Source organism: Microbacterium sp. BLY, from assembly GCF_017939615.1.
Lineage (GTDB): Bacteria > Actinomycetota > Actinomycetes > Actinomycetales > Microbacteriaceae > Microbacterium.
Map to the genome: position 1 here is coordinate 153578 of NZ_JAGKSR010000001.1, position 19310 is coordinate 172887.

15 protein-coding genes are annotated in these 19310 nt (G+C 71.5%); 3 read left to right on the forward strand and 12 right to left on the reverse strand.

Annotation, left to right across the window (positions count from 1 at the left end):
* Complete coding sequence (locus tag KAF39_RS00805) at window positions 1-2793, forward strand: hypothetical protein (protein ID WP_210675533.1); 2793 nt, start codon at window positions 1-3, stop codon at window positions 2791-2793.
* A 63-nt stretch (window positions 2794-2856) separates the two neighbouring features.
* Here KAF39_RS00805 and poxB read toward each other — a convergent pair whose 3' ends face one another.
* The 8 genes from poxB to gabT all read right to left on the reverse strand — a co-directional run bounded on the left by poxB (window position 2857) and on the right by gabT (window position 13409).
* Window positions 2857-4581 carry a ubiquinone-dependent pyruvate dehydrogenase gene (gene poxB, locus KAF39_RS00810; protein WP_210675534.1) on the reverse strand — a complete coding sequence of 575 codons (1725 nt, stop codon included), beginning with the start codon at window positions 4579-4581 and terminating at the stop codon, window positions 2857-2859.
* Window positions 4582-4621: 40 nt separating this feature from the next.
* The gene (locus tag KAF39_RS00815) at window positions 4622-5059 is read right to left on the reverse strand and encodes a pyridoxamine 5'-phosphate oxidase family protein (RefSeq protein ID WP_210675535.1); all 438 of its coding nucleotides are present in this window, start codon (window positions 5057-5059) and stop codon (window positions 4622-4624) included.
* A gap of 130 nt (window positions 5060-5189) precedes the next feature.
* A complete protein-coding gene (locus tag KAF39_RS00820; RefSeq protein ID WP_210675536.1) occupies window positions 5190-6554 on the reverse strand; it encodes an NAD-dependent succinate-semialdehyde dehydrogenase in 1365 nt (454 codons plus the stop codon).
* Between the two features lie 100 nt (window positions 6555-6654).
* Window positions 6655-8121, reverse strand: a complete 1467-nt coding sequence (locus tag KAF39_RS00825) for an NAD-dependent succinate-semialdehyde dehydrogenase (RefSeq protein ID WP_210675537.1) — start codon at window positions 8119-8121, stop codon at window positions 6655-6657.
* 14 nt (window positions 8122-8135) lie between these two features.
* Window positions 8136-9692 (reverse strand): APC family permease, encoded by a 1557-nt coding sequence (locus tag KAF39_RS00830; RefSeq protein WP_210675538.1) that lies wholly within the window; start codon window positions 9690-9692, stop codon window positions 8136-8138.
* The gene (locus KAF39_RS00835; protein WP_210675539.1) at window positions 9692-10576 is read right to left on the reverse strand and encodes a universal stress protein; all 885 of its coding nucleotides are present in this window, start codon (window positions 10574-10576) and stop codon (window positions 9692-9694) included. Before KAF39_RS00835 ends, KAF39_RS00830 begins: the two co-directional genes overlap by 1 nt.
* On the reverse strand, window positions 10576-11958 hold the full coding sequence (locus tag KAF39_RS00840) for an NAD(P)/FAD-dependent oxidoreductase (RefSeq protein ID WP_210675540.1): 1383 nt from the start codon (window positions 11956-11958) through the stop codon (window positions 10576-10578). Before KAF39_RS00840 ends, KAF39_RS00835 begins: the two co-directional genes overlap by 1 nt.
* 89 nt (window positions 11959-12047) lie before the next feature.
* Complete coding sequence (gene gabT, locus KAF39_RS00845) at window positions 12048-13409, reverse strand: 4-aminobutyrate--2-oxoglutarate transaminase (RefSeq protein ID WP_210675541.1); 1362 nt, start codon at window positions 13407-13409, stop codon at window positions 12048-12050.
* 93 nt (window positions 13410-13502) lie between these two features.
* Here gabT and KAF39_RS00850 point away from each other — a divergent pair, with 93 nt between their 5' ends.
* Window positions 13503-15011, forward strand: a complete 1509-nt coding sequence (locus tag KAF39_RS00850; protein ID WP_210675542.1) for a PucR family transcriptional regulator — start codon at window positions 13503-13505, stop codon at window positions 15009-15011.
* A 384-nt stretch (window positions 15012-15395) separates the two neighbouring features.
* Here the strand turns inward: KAF39_RS00850 and KAF39_RS00855 are convergent, their stop codons facing one another.
* Entirely contained in the window at window positions 15396-15785 is a 390-nt protein-coding gene (locus tag KAF39_RS00855; protein ID WP_210675543.1) for a riboflavin kinase, read from the reverse strand.
* A complete protein-coding gene (locus KAF39_RS00860; protein ID WP_210675544.1) occupies window positions 15782-16291 on the reverse strand; it encodes a flavin reductase family protein in 510 nt (169 codons plus the stop codon). Before KAF39_RS00860 ends, KAF39_RS00855 begins: the two co-directional genes overlap by 4 nt.
* 103 nt (window positions 16292-16394) lie before the next feature.
* On the opposite strand from KAF39_RS00860, the gene KAF39_RS00865 reads away from it, so the two are divergent.
* A complete protein-coding gene (locus KAF39_RS00865) occupies window positions 16395-16997 on the forward strand; it encodes a PadR family transcriptional regulator (protein WP_210675545.1) in 603 nt (200 codons plus the stop codon).
* Between the two features lie 20 nt (window positions 16998-17017).
* On the opposite strand, the gene KAF39_RS00870 is transcribed toward KAF39_RS00865, so the two are convergent.
* Both KAF39_RS00870 and KAF39_RS00875 read right to left on the reverse strand, forming a co-directional pair.
* Entirely contained in the window at window positions 17018-17902 is an 885-nt protein-coding gene (locus KAF39_RS00870; RefSeq protein WP_210675546.1) for a ribokinase, read from the reverse strand.
* On the reverse strand, window positions 17895-19274 hold the full coding sequence (locus KAF39_RS00875; RefSeq protein ID WP_210675547.1) for an NtaA/DmoA family FMN-dependent monooxygenase: 1380 nt from the start codon (window positions 19272-19274) through the stop codon (window positions 17895-17897). The genes KAF39_RS00870 and KAF39_RS00875 overlap by 8 nt, the downstream gene beginning before the upstream one ends.
* Between the last annotated feature and the right edge of the window lie 36 nt (window positions 19275-19310).

The window sequence follows — 19310 nt, forward strand, 5'->3', positions numbered from 1 at the left end:
ATGGCACGTCCGAAAAAGCGCTTCCAGCAGCTCATCGAGGAGATCGACCGCACCCCCTGGGGGCCCGCCGAGCAGGCGCTCGTGGCGGAGGCCGTCGCCCTCGCCGTGGAGATCGGCGACGAGCGGCTGGAGTACGAGGCCCGCATGCGCCAGACCGCATCGGCGAACATGACCGGCGCCACGGACGTGATGCTGAACTCCTTCGCCTGGTGCCTCGCCCATCACGACGCCGACCCGCAGCGCTTCCCCGCCGACCTCGACAACGGCGGCGCCGACCTCATGTGGCAGTTCAAGTGGATGGCATCGTCCCTGCGCTCCTCCCCCGCGTTCTCGCAGGAGCAGATCGCCGCCGTTCTCGACGACATGGAGGCGCACTACCGGGCCGCCGGACTCGGACTCAGCGGTGTGCTGACCGCGCGTTTCGAGGACGCCTGGGACGCCGGCCGGTTCGACGCCGCCGAGGCCCTCCGGGTGCAGCTCGAGGCCACGCCGCGCGACGAGCACAGCCACTGCGACGCGTGCAGCCGCAGCCAGTTCGCGGGATTCTTCGCGGAGACCGACCGGGACGCCGACGCGATCCGACTCGTCGAGGAGATGCTCGAAGGCGGGTTCTCCTGCGGGGAGGAGCCCGAGCATGCGCTCTCCCGCGTGCTGCTCCCCTACCTCCGTGCCGGCCGCCCCGAGGATGCGAAGACCGCGCACCTGCGCAGCTACCGTCTCGCGAAGGACAACCCCGACAACCTGCGGATCGTGGCCAACAACATCGTGTTCGCCGCGATCACCGGCAACGAGGCGCGGGCGCTGGCCCTGATCGAGAAGCACATCGCGTGGCTCGCCCACGACGGCCTGAACGTCGATGCGCACTTCGCCGCCCTCACCGCGTTCGCCGTCGCGCTCGACCGGGTGACCGCTGCCGGCCACGGCGACACCCCGGTGCGCGGCGCCGACGCCCCGGCGCTCGTCCCGCTGCTCGGCGCGCACGACGGCCCATGGAGCGCTGCCGACCTCGCCGCGGCCGCCTGGTCGACGGCCGAGCGCATCGCCGCGCAGTTCGACGACCGGGACGGCACCGACGGCCACGCCCGCAGCCTCGCCCGCATGCGCGCTCTCGCGGACGAGAGCTACGACGTCCCGATCCGTTCCGACGCGTTCATCACCCCCGCCGCGGCCACGACCCCGACCGACCCGGACGGGTGGTTCGAGCGGGCGATGCAGCTCGCGCAGTTCGGCGCCGAGCAGGAGACCCTCGCGGCGCTGCCGCACGCGCACGCGGTCGACGACGCCGCCAAGCGTGCCCAGCTGCTGTCGATGAACCTCGGGATCCTCGTCGCACTCGATCGCGTGGACGACGCCGAGCGACTGCTCCCCGAGCGGATCGCCGCCCTGCGCACCGCGGGGAACGACGCCCAGGCCGACCTCGAGGAGCGTCTCGGGCTGGCGACCTTCGGGCTCGCGACCGACGAGACGATGGCGGCTCTCGAGGAGGAGCTCGCGCGCGCCGATGCCCTCCCCGCGTGGTCGCGCGGCGACCTGGCGCTGAGTCGTGCCTCGCTCCACCTGCGCGCCGAGGAGCCGGACGCGGCGCTCGACCTCGCCGAGCTCGCCGCCCGCGCCTTCGCCGAGGCGGAGGACACGCGGCTGTCCAACACGACCACGCTCGTGGCGATCGGCGCGGTCCTCAGCAAGGGCGATCTCGAAGCCGGCCGCACGCTCCTCGACCGCTTCCTCGCCCAGGACGACCTGTCGGCGGGGCACCGCGCCCACGCGCTGCAGACCAGGGCCCGCGTCAACGGCGGCACCGGTGCGTACCTCGAGGGGGCCACGGACGCCGATGAGGTGTGCCGCCTGCTCGCCGAACTCGGCGCCACGCGCGCCCTCGCGGAGGCCCACGTGCTCGCCGGCGCCCTGTGGGAGGACGCCGAGCAGCCCGAGAAGGCCGTCTCCCGCTACCGCCTCGCCGCCCGCCTGAAGGAGGAGGGCGACCGCACGGGTGTCGACTTCCGCCTGGCGCGGGCCATGCTCCGGGCGGGCGACGCCGAGGAGGCCGCCGAGCTGTTCGGCGACGTCCTGCAGCGCGAGGAGGACGCCGAGGTGCCCGCCGGTTCCCGCGCGATGACGGCCTCGCTGCTGGCGCGGTCGCTTGCCGAATCCGGCGAGTTCGGACAGGCGGTCGGCGCGCACGGCTACGCTGCCGAGCTGTTCGGCCAGGCCGAGGCGCACGCCGACCAGGCCATGGCGATGACCGAGCAGGCCAAGATCCTCGCCCGGTTCGACGAGCACGACGACGCGGTGCGGCTGCTGGAAGGCGCCGCGGACATCGCCCGTCGCGCCCCCGAGGCCGTCGGAGCACTGTCGGAGGTGCTGCACAGCCTCGGCCAGGCGTACGGCGGCCGCCGCGACGAGCGCGCGTTCCCGCTGTTCGACGAGGTCGCCGCGCTGGCGCAGGAGCACGAGGCGGCCTGGCTGCTCGCCGACGTCACCGACTCCCGCGGCCGTGCGCTGGCCGAGCTCGGACGCATCGACGAGGCCGTCGCCGCCGCCCTCACCGCGGCGGACGGCTTCGCCGCGCTCGGCGACCAGGGCGCCGCGGGCAGTTCGGAGCTCTTCGCGGGCCGGGTGCTCGCGGGCAACGACCGCTCCGCCGACGCCGTGCCGGTGTACCGCAGCGCCCTGGAGCACGCCGCCGGCTTCCCGCCGCTGCGTCAGGTCGCCGCACTCGAGCTCGGCGACGTGCTCGAAGCGCTCGGCCGGCACGCCGAAGCCGCCGAGGTCAGGGCCTTCGTCGAGAGCTGACACGACACGGGCTCGGGAACCGGAGCGGTTCCCGAGCCCGTGGCGGTCGTGCGACGAGCGCGGTCAGAACAGCTGACGCCAGTTCGCCCTGGCGAGATCGAGCAGCTCGTCGCCGCGTCCCGACATCACCGTCCGGATCGCGTACAGCGCGAAGCCCTTGACCTGCGCGGCCTCGATCGCCGGCGGCATCGACAGCTCCTGCCGCTCGGTCACCACGTCCAGGAGAGCCGGGCCATCGTGCGCGAGGACCTCGCGGACCGCCTCGGGAAGATCCTCGCTGCGCTCCACCCGGCGGGCGAAGATCCCCATGGCCTCCGCGATCGCGGCGAAGCTCGGATTCTCGAGCCCGGTGCCGTAGGTCACGAAACCCGCCGCCTTCATCTCCAGTTCGACGAAGTTCAGCGACGAGTTGTTCACGACGATCGTCTTCACCGGCAGACCGTTCTGCGTTAGGGTGAGCAGCTCCCCCAGCATCATGGCCAGGCCGCCGTCGCCGGCGAGCGCCACGACCTGACGATCCGGATGCGCGACCTGCGCGCCGATCCCGTGCATGAGGGCGTTCGCCATCGAGCCGTGCGTGAACGATCCGATCAGCCGACGACCCTCGGTCATGGACAGGTAACGGGCGGCCCAGACGGTCGGGGAGCCCACGTCGGCGGTGAAGATCGCGTCGTCAGCGGCGTATTCGTCCAGCAGGCGTGCCAGGTACTGCGGGTGGATGGGACGCGCGCCCTTGGCGGGCACCGCGAGCTCGTCGAGCTTCTTCCGCGTCTTCCGGTAGTGGGCCACGGCGTCGTCCAGGTGGCCGCGGTCGTCCTTCCGCGCGAGGCGGGGCAGCAACGCTGCGGCCGTCGCCTTCACGTCGCCCACGAGACCGAGGTCGAGCGGGTGGCGCTTGCCGAGCTGCGAGCCGCGGATGTCGACCTGGATGGTGGTCGCGTGCTCCGGGTAGAACTGCTCGTACGGGAAGTCGCTGCCGAGGACGAGGAGCGTGTCGGCCGCCTCCATCGCCCGGTAGCCGGAGGCGAAGCCCAGGAGCCCGGTCATCCCGACGTCGAACGGATTGTCGTACTCGATGAACTCCTTGCCGCGCAGCGCGTGCACGATGGGCGCCCCGAGAGCATCGGCGAGCGCGATCACCTCGTCATGGGCCCCCTCGACGCCGGCCCCGGCGAGGATCGTGACCTTCGAGGCCGCGTTGAGCATCGTGGCCGCCTTCTCCAGCTCCGGCGGGCTCGGCTGGATCAGCGGGCGGGTGCGCTCGATCACGACCGCGCGGTCGTCCGCGATCTCGGACAGCGCCACGTCACCGGGGATGACGAGGACGGCGACGCCGCGCTGCTCGATGGCCGCGCGCATCGCGATCTCCATCAGCCGCGGCATCTGCGACGGGTCCGCCACGTACTCGACGTACACGCTGCACTCGCGGAACAGCTCCTGCGGGTGCGTCTCCTGGAAGTACCCGGTGCCGATCTCGACGGTCGGGATGTGGGCGGCGATCGCGAGCACCGGCACCCGAGAGCGCTGGGCATCGTACAGGCCGTTGATGAGATGCAGGTTGCCCGGGCCGCATGATCCGGCCACGACGGCGAGGTCTCCGGTGGTGCCGGCGTCGGCCGCGGCGGCGAAGGCCGCGGACTCCTCGTGGCGCACATGCACCCAGCGGATGCGGCCGTCCTTGCGGAGCGCGTCCGTGAGTCCGTTCAGGGAGTCGCCCGGGATGCCGTACACCCGGTCGACCCCGTTCGCGTGCAGAGTCTTGACGATGTTCTCAGCGACGTTGGCCATACCCCGACCCTACGCCCGTGGGGCCCCCGCGGGGCCGGTCTCAGTACTCCTGCGGGCCGTCCCGGTCGGGCTCTGGCTCCCGGCGGAAACCGCGGCCGGACACCGACGTCGGGACGATGCGCACGTACACCCGCTTGTCGGTCGGGATCCACGGGCGCAGGCCCGCTCCCTCCGCGCGCTGGACGTCGGCGTCCGTCTCCAGGGCCTGCGCACGCCCGCGCACGACGACGCTCCAGGCTTCCGTGTCGGTGTGGTCATCCACTTCGAAGAGCACGTCCTCGTTGACCGTCAGCTCGAACAGCTTGTTGCCGGGGGCCGTGCGGAACAGGAGCCCGTCGCCGTCCACCGCGTAGTTGACGGGGAAGATGTCAATCGTCTCGCCGACGCGGGTCACGAGCCGCCCGAGCTCCTGGCTGCGCAGGTGCTCCCAGCTCTGCTCGACGGTGAGGGTCTGGACCGGATCCGTGTACGCGCTCATGCCGCCCATTGTGCCTCGTCCCGTCCGGAGGCGCACCCCACCCTCCGTCGACCCGGCCCTTCTCGCGCGAGCGGCCCCCTTGCGTGCGCACGCAAGGGGGCCGCTCGGCCGCAAGGGGGTGGGTCGACGATCAGCCGATGCGGATCAGCTTCTTGTTGACGAACTCGTCGGCGGCGAGGTGACCGAGCTCGCGGGCCGTGCCGCTGCGCTTGATGCCGCCGAACGGCAGCTCCGGGCTGTCCGCGAGCACGAGGTTCACGTAGACCATGCCGGCCTCGATCCGATCGGCCACCCGCTCCGCCTGCGCCTCGTCCGTCGTGAAGACGTAGGAGCCGAGACCGAACGTGGTGTCGTTGGCGAGCGCCACCGCCGCGTCCTCGTCCGCGACGCGGTACACGACCGCCGCCGGGCCGAACAGCTCCTGGCGGTAGACGTCCATCTCCGGGGTCACGTCGGCGAGCACGGTCGGCGCGAAGAACGCCCCGTCGCGCGTGCCGCCCGTGAGCAGGGTCGCGCCCTGGGCCACGGCCGTGTCGATCTGCTTCTGCAGGTTCTCCGCCGCGGCCTCCGAGGAGACCGGCCCGAGGACCGTGTCGTCGAGCGTGGGATCGGTCGCCTCGACCGCCGCCATCGCCGCCGTGAACTTCTCCACGAAAGCGTCGTAGAGGTCGTCGACGATGATGAAGCGCTTGGCGCCGTTGCAGGCCTGACCGTTGTTGTCCAGGCGCGCGTCCACGCCCGCCTGCACCGTGGCGTCGAGATCGTCGGTGGAGAGCACGATGAACGGGTCGGACCCGCCCAGCTCCAGCGCGACCTTCTTGAGGTTGCGCCCGGCGATCTCGGCGACCGCGGCACCGGCGCGCTCCGAACCGGTCAGCGAGACGCCCTGCACGCGCCAGTCCGCGATCATCGCCGCGATCTGGTCGTTCGTGGCGAGCACGTTCTGGTACGCGCCCTTCGGGAAACCGGCGTCGTGGTAGATCGCCTCGATCGCGGTGGACGACTCCGGGCACTGCGGCGCCGGCTTCAGGAGGATCGTGTTGCCGACGATCAGGTTCGGCGCGGCGAAACGCACGATCTGATACGCCGGGAAGTTCCACGGCATGATGCCCACGAGCGGACCCAGCGACGAGCGGCGGATGATCGCCGACCCCTCCCCGAGGATCTTGATGGGCTGGTCGGCCATGATGTCCTCGGCCTGGTCCGCGTAGTACTCCGCGATGTCGGCGGCGAAATCGACCTCGCCGAGCGCGGCCTCGCGGGGCTTGCCCATCTCGCGCACGAAGATGTCGGCCAGCTCCTCCCGGCGCTCGCGGTGCAGCTCGGCCGCACGACGCAGCAGCGCGGCCCGTTCGGCGACCGTGGTCGACCGCGACCACTCGCGGTGCGCCTCGTCGGCCGCCGCGACGGCCTCCTCGATCTGCGCGTCGGTGAACGTCTCGTACGAAGCCAGGGTCTCGCCGGTGGCGGGATTGACGACGGCGTAGTCGGTCATGGTTGTCCTCTCGTGTGCGGGGCCCTTCGACAAGCTCAGGGACCCAGGCCGTTCGGGTGGGGAGGGGCCCTTCGACAAGCTCGGGGCCCCACCCGGAAGGTCAGGAGACGGGGATCAGCGTGTACTTGGTGGACAGATACTCGTGGATGCCCTCGAAGCCGCCCTCGCGGCCGACGCCCGACTGCTTGACGCCGCCGAAGGGAGCCGCCGCGTTGGAGACGACACCCACGTTCAGACCCATCATGCCCGTCTCGAGCGCGTCGATCATCCGCTGACCGCGCTGCAGGTTCTCGGTGAACACGTAGGAGACGAGGCCGTACTCGGTGTCGTTGGCGAGGCGCACGGCCTCCTCCTCTGTCTCGAACGTCGCGATCGCGAGCACCGGGCCGAAGATCTCCTCGCGGAGGATCGCGGAGCCGGGCACGACATCGGTCAGCACCGTGGGCTCGTAGAACGTGCCGGTGCCCTCGAGCGCCTTGCCGCCCGCGAGCAGGGTCGCGCCGCGCTCGACGGCGTCGTCCACGAGCTCGCCGGCCTTGGCCACGGCGTCCTCGTCGATGAGCGGGCCGATCGCCACGCCCTCCTCCGTGCCCCGGCCGATCTTCATCGCGTTGACACGCTCGGTGACGCGCTTGGCGAACTCGCCCGCCACGTCCTTGTGCACGATGAAGCGGTTGGCGGCGGTGCAGGCCTGACCGATGTTGCGGAACTTCGCGGCCAGCGCGCCGTCCACGGCCTTGTCGAGGTCGGCGTCGTCGAACACGACGAACGGAGCGTTGCCGCCGAGCTCCATCGAGACCCGGAGCACGCCCTCCGCCGCCTGGGCGATGAGCTTGCGGCCCACCTCGGTCGACCCGGTGAAGGACAGCTTGCGCAGCCGCGGGTCGGCGATGATCGGGGCGGACAGGGCGCTCGACTTCGAGGTCTGCACCACGTTGACGACGCCCTTCGGCAGACCGGCCTCCTCGAGCAGCGTCGTGAAGAAGATGGTCGTGAGCGGCGTGAGTGCCGGGGGCTTGATGACCACGGTGCAGCCGGCCGCGAGCGCCGGTGCGATCTTGCGCGTCGCCATCGCGAACGGGAAGTTCCACGGCGTGACGAAGAACGACGGTCCGACAGGTCGCTGCGACACGATCATGTGACCGGTGCCCTCGGGGTTGAGGCCGTAGCGGCCGCTGATGCGCACGGCCTCCTCGCTGAACCAGCGGAGGAACTCGCCGCCGTAGGCCACCTCGCCGCGCGCCTCCGCGAGGGGCTTGCCCATCTCGAGGGTCATCAGCAGCGCGAGGTCCTCCTTGCGCTCCTGCACGAGGTCGAACGCCCGGCGGAGGATCTCGCCGCGCACACGCGGGGCGGTCGCGGCCCATTCATCCTGCGCGGCGACGGCGGCGTCGAGCGCCCGGATGCCGTCCGCGGGGGTGGCGTCGGCGATCGTGCGGATCACCTGGTTGGTCGAGGGGTCCTTGACGTCGAAGGTCGCGCCGGTCTCCCCCTCGATCCACTCCCCGCCGATGAAGAGGCCGGTGGGGATGCTGTCGAGCAGCGCCTGCTCGTTCTGGGTGCTCATGGATTCTCTCTCTTTCAGACGGACGTGGGACGACGACGGCGGCTGGGCGGGGCGTCCATACCCAGGGTCTCACCGCGGAAGAAGGCCGGGCGGCGGACGGCGTTCCAGATCATCACCGCGATGCCGACGACGATGATGAGGATGCCGAGGATGAAGACGATGCCCACACCGCCGATCTCCGACCCGGAGCCGTAGGCCGGGTCCATGGAGTCGATCAGCGTGGTGAAGAACAGGATCGCCAGGATGATGCCGCCCACCAGCGGGAACAGGAAGGTGAAGAAGACGTTGCGCGCCGAGTCGAACCACTGCTTGCGGAAGTACCAGACGCAAGCGAACGCGGTGATCCCGTAGTAGAAGCAGATCATCATGCCGAGCGTGAGGATGGTGTCCCACAGGGTGTCCTCGCTGACCACGCGCATCACGGCGTAGAAGGCGGAGGCCACGATGGCCGACACGATGGTCGCGTAGCCCGGGGTGAAGAACCGGGGGCTCACCTTCGCGAACGACTTCGGGAGCGCCCCGTAGTGGCCCATCGCGAGGAGCGTGCGCGCCGGGCCGACGAACGTCGACTGCAGCGACGACGCCGAGCTCGTGAGCACCGCGAGGGAGACGAGGAACGCGAGCGGCCCGAGGATCGGTCCGGAGAGGTGGAAGAACACGTTCTCCTGGATGTCGCCGTTGCCGAGGCCGAGCTCACCCGTGCCGACGCCCGCGAACATGATCATCGCGACGGCGAGGAGCAGGTACAGCGAGACGATCGTGAGCACCGTGACCGTCGCCGCGCGCCCCGGGGTCTTCTCCGGGTCCTTCGTCTCCTCGTTCATGGTGAGGGTGACGTCCCAGCCCCAGAAGATGAAGATCGACAGCGACAGACCGGCGGCGACGGCGCTGAACGACGAGATCGCGAACGGGTTGAACCAGTTGAGGTCGAACGGCTGGTAGTCGAAGCCGTTGCCGCCCACGGCCTGCACGATCGCGGCGACCGCGAAGAACACGAGCACGAGGATCTGGAATCCGACCAGCCAGTACTGCAGCTTCTGCGTGGTCTGCATGTCGCGGTACGACACCCACGTCGCGCCGAGCATGAACAGGAGGCAGACGCCGATGTTGATCCAGGTCACGCCGGCGAGGGACGCGATGTCCGGGTTGCCCGTGATCTGCGACAGCAGCAGGAACAGGAAGTCGACCGCGACGCCCGCGAGGTTGGACAGCACGAGGATCGTCGCGACCACGAGCCCCCAGCCGGCCATCCAGCCCACCCACGGCCCGAACGCCCGCGCGGCCCACGTGAAGGACGTCCCGGAGTCGGGCATGCGGTTGTTGAGCTCGCGGTAGCCGAAGGCCACGAGGAGCATCGGGATGAAGCCGACGAGGATGATCGCCGGGATCTGCGCGCCGACCTCGGATGCGGTGGGGCCGACGGCGGCCGTGAACGTATAGGCGGGGGCGATGCACGAGATGCCGATCACGACGGCGCCGATCAGGCCGACGGTGCCGGCGCTCAGGCCCTTCGTCGAGATGCCGGTCGTGACGCCGGATGCGGGCTCCGTCGCCCGGTTGGTGCTGCTCATCAGCGGTCTCCTGCTTCATCGCGGGTACGCGGGACGACGATCATGGGGACGGGCAGCTCGTGCAGCATCTTCGCCGCCGTGGAGCCCAGGAACAGGCGACGCGGCTGCGCCAGCCTGCTGGAGCCGACGAGGACGACCTCGCCGGGGAGCCAGGAAAGTCCGGCCACGGCGTCCTCCACCGTCTCACCGGGCGCCTCCTCGACGACGGCGCCGAGGCCGTCCGGCAGGCGCTCCGCCGCGACGGCGAGCACCTGATGCGCGTGCTCGCTGCCGGCGAGGCGGATCGCCCCGGTGTCCAGGCCCGGCGGCACGTCGAACGGCACGAGCGACACGAGCCGGAGGCTGACCTCGGCGGCCCCGGCGAGGGCGACCGCCTGGTCGAGCACGCCCTCGGCGCCGGGCCGGGTGCCCACGGCGACGGTGACGCGCGGGAGCACGTGGTCGTCCTGCTCCGCGAGGCCGGCCGGTGCGAGGGCGACCGGGATCGGCGAGGAGTGCAGCAGCTCGGAGGCGACGCTGCCCAGCCGGTGACGGCCGAAGATGCCGCCGCCCGCCGTGCCGATCACGATGACGCCGGCATCGAACTCCTCGCCCGCGGCGATCAGCCCCTCCGCGAACGACTCGGAGAAGCGCACGTGTCCGCTGCGCACGAGCTCCTGCGGGAGACGCACCACCGCATCCTGCAGCCACTTCCGCGCCTGGGCGCGGATGACGTCCTCATACGCGCGCTCGGGCGGCACGGCGGCGCTGCGGGTGCCTTCGGTCGGCAGGACGATGACGAGGTGCAGGGTCGCGCCGATGCTGCGCGCCAGCCGTGCGCCCAGGGCCGCCGCGTCCGCTCCCGCGTCCGTCGCCGTGTAGCCGACGACGACCGTGCCGGTCATCAGCCGATGCTCTCGGGAGCGCCGGCCTCGCGGCGGGCGTCGACGATGTTCGCCGCGACGAGGTGACCCATGCGGATCGCGCCGTCGACGTGCTGGTAACCCGCTCCGGCCATGTCGCTGCAGGCGAAGTGGATGGGTCCGACCGGCGTGCGGAGGTCTGCGCCGTAGCGGTGCAGTCCGCCGAGGTCGAAGCTCGCGGCGTACGCGCCGCGCGTCCACTCCTCGCTGCCCCAGTCGCTCTCGTAGTAGACGATCGGGTTCTTGGCCTCGGGACCGTAGTAGTGCGACAGCGACTCGAGGATGCGCTCCTTGCGCTCCTCCGCGGACAGCTCGAAGACGCCGTCGGCGTTCGCGTCGGACACGAAGCCGACCAGGGTGCCGCGCTCATCGCCGTGGTTGGTGTTGTCGTACGCCTCGTGCGACAGCTCGTACGGGCTGAAGGCGGTGCCGCTGAGGCCCTGCTCGCGCCAGAACGGACGGTCGTAGACCGCGTGCACCTTGATGACGAAGCCCATCGACAGGTGCTGGTGCAGCTGGTGCTGGCGGCGCGGCAGCGGCGGGACGAAGGAGATGCGGTTGTAGAGGATGGGCGCGTGGGCGAGGATCGCGTATCGCGCCCGCACCGTGAGCTCGTCGGTCGTCGCGACGACCCCGTCATCCGACCACTCCAGGCTGCGGACCGGCTGGTTCAGCAGCACGTCGTCGCCCAGGCGCTCGGCGAGGCGCAGCGGCACCTGCTGCAGACCGCCCACGACGCGCTTGTCGAGGATGAAGTCGGCGTCGACGAGGTTCGAGTACGAGCCGGCGGACGCCGCCATGAGCAGCGACTGCAGCAGCGAGAAAGCGTGGGTCGGCTTGGTCAGCATCGCCGAGCCGGTGGCGAACGCGAGGTTGCGCACGGCCTCGTCGTCGTCGGTCTGCGCGCGCAGCCAGGCGTCCCACGAGATGGAGTCCCACTCCGCGGCGTTCGGATGCTCCCACGGCTTGTCGGGATCGATCTCGGCGACGAGGGCGTCGAGGATGCCGGTGATGCGGGCGATCACGGCCTCGGTCTCCGGCGACACCGGGAACATCTCGCCCGTGAAGCGGTGCGCCTGCCCGTCCGGACCGACGTAGACGCTGTCGCCCTCGCGGTACCGGCTGTAGGTCTCGAGTCCCAGCTCCTCGATCGTGTCCTTGAGGGCATCCTGGTCGGGAGAGACCCACTGGCCGCCGATCTCCAGCATCGCGCCGTCGATCACGTCGGTCCACAGCCGGCCGCCCACGCGGTCGCGGGCCTCCAGGACGGCGACCGACAGGCCGGCCTTCCGCAGGTCGTTGGCCGCCGTGAGCCCTGCGGCTCCGGCACCCACGATCAGCACGTCGCGCGTGATCTCAGCCATCTGCAACTCCTTCGTCGTCGGGGGATGCGGGGGAAGAAGTACCGGTCGCGTCCCGAAATCCCCCGATCCGGGGACGCGACCGGACAGTGTCAGGCGTCGGCGAGCGCCTGGGCCACGACGTCGAGGCCCTCGTTCAGCAGCTCGTCGCCGATGGACAGCGGCGGGAGGAAGCGGATCACGTTGCCGTAGGTGCCGCACGTGAGGACGATGACGCCCTGAGCGATGCACGCCTTGGCGACGGCAGCCGTGAGCGCGGCGTCCGGAGCGTTGGTCTCCGGGTCCACGAACTCCGCGGCGACCATCGCGCCGTGCCCGCGGACGTCGCCGATGCGGGCGTCCTGGGCCTGGAGCGCGGTGAGGCGGCCGAGGAGGATCTCGCCGATCTCCCTGGCGCGCTCGATGACGCCGTCGTTCTCGAAGACGTCGATCGAGGCGAGCGCCGCCGCACACGCGATCGGGTTGCCGCCGTAGGTGCCGCCGAGGCCCCCGGAGTGCGAGGCGTCCATGATCTCGGCGCGACCGGTGACGGCCGCGAGCGGCAGACCGCCCGCGATGCCCTTGGCGGTGGTGATGAGGTCGGGCTCGATGCCGAAGATCTCGCTGGCGAACATGTGTCCGGTGCGAGCGAAGCCGGTCTGCACCTCGTCGGCGATGAAGACGACGCCGTTCGCGCGGCACCAGTCGACGATCGCGGGGAGGAAGCCGTCGGCGGGGACGATGAAGCCGCCCTCGCCCTGGATGGGCTCGATGATGACGGCCGCGAGGTTGTCGGCGCCGATCTGCTTCTCGAGCTGCAGGATCACGCGGGCCGCGGCCTCACCGCCCTCCAGTCCGTCCCGGAACGGGTACGACATGGGGGCGCGGTACACCTCGGGGGCGAACGGACCGAAGCCGCTCTTGTACGGCATCGACTTCGCGGTCAGCGCCATCGTGAGGTTCGTGCGGCCGTGGTAGCCGTGGTCGAACGCGACGACCGCCTGACGGCCGGTGTGCTTGCGGGCGATCTTGATCGCGTTCTCGACGGCCTCGGCGCCGGAGTTGAACAGCGCGCTCTTCTTGGCGAAGTCGCCGGGGGTGACGCGGTTGAGCGCCTCGGCGACGGCGACGTACGACTCGTACGGCGAGATCATGAAGCAGGTGTGGGTGAACTGCGCGGCCTGCGCGGCGACGGCGGCGGCGACCTTCGGGTGCGCGTTGCCGACCGTCGTGACGGCGATGCCGGAACCGAGGTCGATGAGCGAGTTGCCGTCGGCGTCGACGACGACCCCTCCTCCGGCCGCGACGGCGGCGACGGGCACGGTGTGGCCGACGCCCGCGGCGACGGCGTCCGCCTTGCGAGCCAGGACCTCGGCCGAGCGCGGGCCGGGGAGTTCCGTGACGAGGCGACGCTCCTGCGGGAGGTCGGGGCCGCCGAGGGGGACTGCGGGTGCTGCGGTGTCGAGGAGAGCCATGCCGCGAGCGTACGACCGCGGCGGAGAGCCGCGCATTCGCCCACTTGTACAATCGGAGAATTGATTTCGCCGTCGCGTACAAACGGAGATCGCATGGCCCCGACCGATCCGCCCACCCTGTCCGCGCTGCTGCGGCGCCGCGATCTCGACCTCCGTCTCGTGTCCGCCGCGGCCGACCTCCCCGAGGGCGCGCTGGCGCGGCCCCTCCGCTGGGTGCACAGCTCCGACCTGGCAGACCCGACACCGTTCCTCGCGGAGGACCTCGTCCTTCTCACCACCGGCACCCAGTTCGACGACCCGGAGGACATCGCGCCCTACGTCGTACGCCTCGCCGAGCGCGGCGTGCTGGGCCTCGGATTCGGCACCGACGTGCATCGCTCCGGCACTCCGGACGAGCTCATCGCGGCCTGCGCGGACCAGGGCATCCCCCTGTTCGAGGTGCCATACCGCACGCCGTTCATCGCGGTCGCCCGCGCGCACTCCGAGGCGATCGCGGCGCAGGCCTACGCCCGGCGCACCTGGGCGCTGGACACGCAGCGCGCCCTGGCCCTCGCCGCGCTCCGCCCGCGCGGACTCGAAGCGATCATCACCGAGCTCGGCCGCCGGCTCGGAGCCTGGGCGGGCATGTTCGACGCGGCGGGTGATCTCCTCATCGGGCATCCGAAGGACGCGATCCCCTCCGGCGTCCGCGACGAGCTCGGCGGTCGGGTGCGCGAGATCCTCGACCGCGGGCTCGAAGCGGGCCAATCGCTCACGATCGACGCGCACACCTTCATGCTGTTCACGGTGGGCAGGGGCGGTCACCTCCGGGGCGTGATCGCCGTCGCCGCCGAGGCCCTCGACCAGGAGGCCAGGGCCGTCGTGACGTCGGTGATCGCGATGGCCGGCCTCGCACGCGAGCAGAGCGAGCAGCTCGCGCGCGGTCGTCGGCGGCTGCACACCCAGCTGCTGCGGTCGCTGCTCGGCGACGACCCCGGCATCGCCCGGCGGGTGCTCGGCAGCCTCCCCTCCGCGCCGGTCGTGGTGGCCGTGACCGGCGACGCCCCGGCGGAACCGCTGCTGGACTGGTGGGAGCGCCGCCGCGCGGAGCACGGTACCGCCGCGTTCCTCGCGGATTCCGAGGACGGCGTGGTCCTCTGCGTCTCCGCCGTCGACGAGGGACTCCTGGACGACGTCGCCGCTCGCTTCGGCGCCCGCATCGGCGTGTCCGACCCGGAAGGGTACGACGCCTTCTCCCGCGCGCACGGACAGGCCATCGCCGCGCTGCGCCAGCCCGGCGCGAGCGGAGCGGTCCGCTATGCCGACACCGTCGGCTCCAGCCTCCTCACGGCCCTCGCGACCGACGAGGCGCGGCTCGTCGCGGAGTCACGCCTCGCTCCCCTGCGGGAGCACGACGCCACGCACGGCACGGCTCTGGAACATGCCCTGCGCACCTGGCTCGATCACGACGCGCGGGCCGAGCAGGCCGCCGCGACGCTGGGCATCCACCGCCATACCCTGCGCTCCCGGGTCGCCCAGGCCGGCGCCCTCCTGGGTGCCGATCTGACGACGTTCCCCGCCCGCGCCGAGGTGTGGGCTCTCCTGCAGACCGCCCGCGACTGACCCGCCCCCTCCGTCCCCCCTTTCCCGGGGACACCTTCACGACCCCGCGACACCCACACGACACATCAGTCCGCCGACTCGTGCATCCGGATCAGAGTCGTGCAGCCGGAACCAGGTCGTCTCGGTGGGACACCTGCACGGCCCCGCGACACCCCACGACACATCAGTCCGCCGACTCGTGCATCCGGACCGGAGTCGTGCACCCGGAACCGGGTCGTCTCGGTGGAACACCCGCACGACCCCGCGACACCTGCACGACACATCGGCCCGCGGGCGCGTGCATCCGGTTCAGAGTCGTGCAGCCGAAACCCGGAATCGGAACCGGGGCCGTGCAGCCGGGACCGGGGTCGTGCAGCCGGAGTCGGAGTCGGAGTCGGAGTGGGCTCAGCGGGTGAGGAGTCGGCGGGAAGCCGCGACGTCCGCGGCGGTCCGGGCGATGAGCTCCTCGACCCCGTCGAAGCGCAGAGTCGGCCGCAGCAGGGCGACGAGCTCGACCGACAGGCGCCGCCCGTAGAGATCGAGGTCGACGTCGTGCAGATGGGCCTCGAGGCGCCGCGGCCGGTCGCCGCAGAAGGTCGGGTTGACGCCCACACTGACGGTCGCCTCCCACCGGCGGGCGTCGCCGGGCAGGCGTGCCCACGCCGCGTAGATCCCGTCGTCGGGCAGCAGCCGCTCGGGCAGTGCGAGGTTCGCGGTCGGAAAGCCGAGAAGCCGCCCGCGCCCGTCGCCGGGGACGACCAGGCCGGAGAGCACCGGACGCGCCGGTGCGCTCACGCGTCTCCGACCGGCGAGATGGCGCGGTACCGGCTCTGGTGGAACACGAGCGGCTCGACGTCGTCGAAGAGCGTCACATCCTGGATCTCGTAGAGCGCGATCTCATGATCGCCGCCGTCGAACGTCCCGTGCAGGCGGCAGGTGAGCCAGAGCGCGGCGTCGTCGATCAGCACGGCCCCGCCGTCCGTCCGCCGCCAGGCGTGCCCGCCGAACCGGTCCCCTTCGCGGGCGGACAGCGAGCGGCTGAGTGGTTCGTGATGCGCGGCGAGGACGCTCATGCCCAGCTCGGGGACGGCGCGCAGCACCGGCCACGTCTTCGAGGTGCGAGCGGCGCTGACGGCGACGAGTGCGGGCTCCAGCGAGATCGAGGTGAAGGAGTTAACCGCCATCCCGACCGCGCGATCGTCGACGTGCGCGGCGAGCGCGACCACACCGGTCGGATAGACGGAGAAGGCGCGACGGAGGGCGCGGTCCCGCGGCAGGGTGTCGGTCACGGCAGTGGTCATCACGAAGTCCTTTCGTTAGTCAACTTTGACTAGTTCGAATCATATGCATTTTTGACCATGCAAACAACAGGTTCCGCCGCGGCCAGCCGTTAGCATGAAGCGCATGTCGACCACCCGCCTCGTCGTCCTCGGTGCCGTGAAGCAGTTCCAGCCGGTACACGGCTACTTCCTCCGCCGGGAGCTCATGACCTGGCACGTCGACGAGTGGGCGCACATCCAGCCCGGCTCCATCTACAACGCGCTGCGCGCCCTGGAGGTCGACGGCTACATCGCCGAGAGCGGCACCGAGACCGAGGGCAAGCGCCCGGCGCGAACCACCTACCGGATCACCCCGGCCGGTGAGGTCGAGCTGCAGCGCATGCTGCGAGAGAACCTCTGGAACGTCGCGGCGTTCGACACCCAGGCGATCATGACCGTGGCCTCGTTCATGTTCGTCCTCAGCCGGCAGGAGGTCATCGCCGGCCTGGAGCACCGCCTCATCAAGAGCGACGCCATCATCACGCAGAACGGCTTCGACGTGCAGGACACGCTGCGCTCGGAGACGACGCCCGAGTACGTCCGCGAGATCTTCGACCTGTCCACCGCCCGCCTCACCGCGGAGAAGGAGTGGCTCATGGCCCTCCTCGAACGGCTGCGCGCCGGGGCGTACACGTTCGCCGGCGAGACGGCGGAGACCCCGGCCGCGGAGGACGCCCCCGCGCACTGACCCCGCGGCGCGCAGCCGCCTCAGCGGCCCGCCACCAGCGCGTCCACCGCCGCGACCGAGAGCGCCGGGGTGGTCGCTCCCCGGTGCCGGGCGACGATCGCGCCCGCCGCACACGCGCGGACGAGCGCCGGGGCGATGTCCCACCCCTGCGCGAGACTCGCCGCGAGGGCGCCGCAGAAGGCATCCCCGGCCCCCGTCGTGTCGACGGCGTCGATCCGGAAGGCGGCCACGTGCTGTCCCGCCCGCCCGGCTCGATGCAGCGTGACCCCCGCGGCCCCTTCGGTGAGGACGACCGTGCCCGCCCCGGCACCGAGGAGACGGTCGATGCCGCCGAGCTCCGCGCACTCGGTCTCGTTCACGACCAGCACGTCCACATCGGGCAGGAGGTCGACGGCGCGCATCTGGGCCGGTGCGGCGTTGAGGATCGTGAGCGCTCCGGAGCGGCGGGCGGCGCGGAGGGCCGCCGCCACCGCACCGAAGGGCACCTCGAGCTGCGCAAGCACCACGGCGGCGCCGGCGGTCCCGGCCACGGCATCCTCCGGCGTGAGCTCGGTGTTCGCGCCCGCCGCCACGAGGATGCTGTTGTCGCCATCATCGAACGCCAGCACGTGCGCGACTCCGGTGGGCGCAGCCGCGGAGCGACGGAGCGCGGCGTCCACGCCCGCCTTCGCCAGCGCCGCCTCCAGCACCGATCCCGCCTCATCCTGTCCCACGACGCCGACGAACCGCGTCGAGGCTCCCGTGCGCGCCGCCGCGACGGCCTGGTTGAGGCCCTTGCCACCCGGGAAGCGTCCTCCGGCGCGACCGAGCAGGGTCTCCCCCACGCGGGGAGGACGCGCGACCTCGACCACCAGGTCGAGGTTCGCGCTCCCCACGACGGCGACGCCGGCGAGGGCGTCAGACACGCGCCATCGTCCGCCGGAACGACGAGCCGATGTGCGAGTCGGCGAGCGCGGGCGTCGGGGTGCCCATCAGCCGTTCCCGCAGCGACTGCGGCTCGGCGGCGGGGTCGGCGATCGCCCCGCGCTCCTTGAGGATCGGCAGCACGTGCTCGATGAAGTCGGCGGTCGACGCCGGCGGGATCACCGGGGCGAAGAGGAAGCCGTCGAGGTCGGCGCCGTCGGCGAGCTCCATCATCCGGTCGGCCACCTGTTCCGGCGTGCCCACGATCGGACGGGCGCCCACGCCGTGCGCGTGCCAGTCGCCCAGCACGTCGCCCACCGTCTTGTCGGCGAACCGGGCGACCTGCGTCTGGGACAGCTCGGTGCGGAGCTCCGACATCGGCGTGCTCGGGTCGTACGACGACAGGTCGAGACCGGTGAACCAGGCGTAGGACGCCACGGTGACCTCGGGGTTCTGCGCGTCGGCGACCTCCGCGTAGGTGCGGCGCGCCTCTTCCTCGGTGCTGCCGACGACCGCGGCGAACGCCGACATGATCTTCACCTCGTGGGCAGCGCGGCCGTTCTTCACCGCCTCCTCGCGGATCGCCGAGGAGTGCGCACGGAGCTGCTCGACCGAGCCGCTGCCGACGAAGATCGCCTCGCCGTGCTTGCCGCCGAACTCGCGACCGGCGGGCGATGCCCCGGCCTGGAACAGCACCGGCGTGCCCTGCGGCGAGCGCTGGGTGTTGCCGTAGCCGTGGGACCGGAAGTAGGGGCCGTCATGGGCGATGCGGTGCACCTTGGCGGGGTCGGCGAAGCGACCGGACTTGTCCCGCTCCAGCGCCCCTTCCTCCCACGCCTCCTCCCACAGCTTGTAGACGACCTGCATGAAGTCGTCCGCCATGAGGTAGCGCTCGTCGTGCCCGACCATCGGCACGCCGAACCCCTGCACCGCGGTGTCGGCGGTGCCGGTGGTGACGACGTTCCAGCCGATGCGCCCTCCGGACAGGATGTCGAGCGTGGCCATCCGCCGGGCGAACGAGTACGGCGGCTCGAGCAGCGTCGACCCGGTGGCGACCAGACCCAGGCGGGTGGTCTCCGGGATGAGGGCGGCGAGGATGATCGCCGGGTCGAGGCGCGGCAGATCCAGGCCCTCGACCGAGCAGACGTCCGGACGCTCACCGGCGACGTCGGCCCACCCCCAGGCGTCGGCGAGGAAGAGGAAGTCGAAGCCCGCGTCCTCGACCAGGCGGGCGGTGTCGCGCCAGTAGTCGAGCTTGTCGAACAGGTAGCGCCGGTTGTCGGGGTGGCGCCAGGTCGCGGTGCCGGAGTCGTTCGCCTGCGCGTTCTCGAAGAGTCCGAGCCGCAGGGTCTTCACGGGGTGCTGAGCGGTCATGGCGGGTGCCTTCCTGGGAGTTGGGGGATGGTGTCG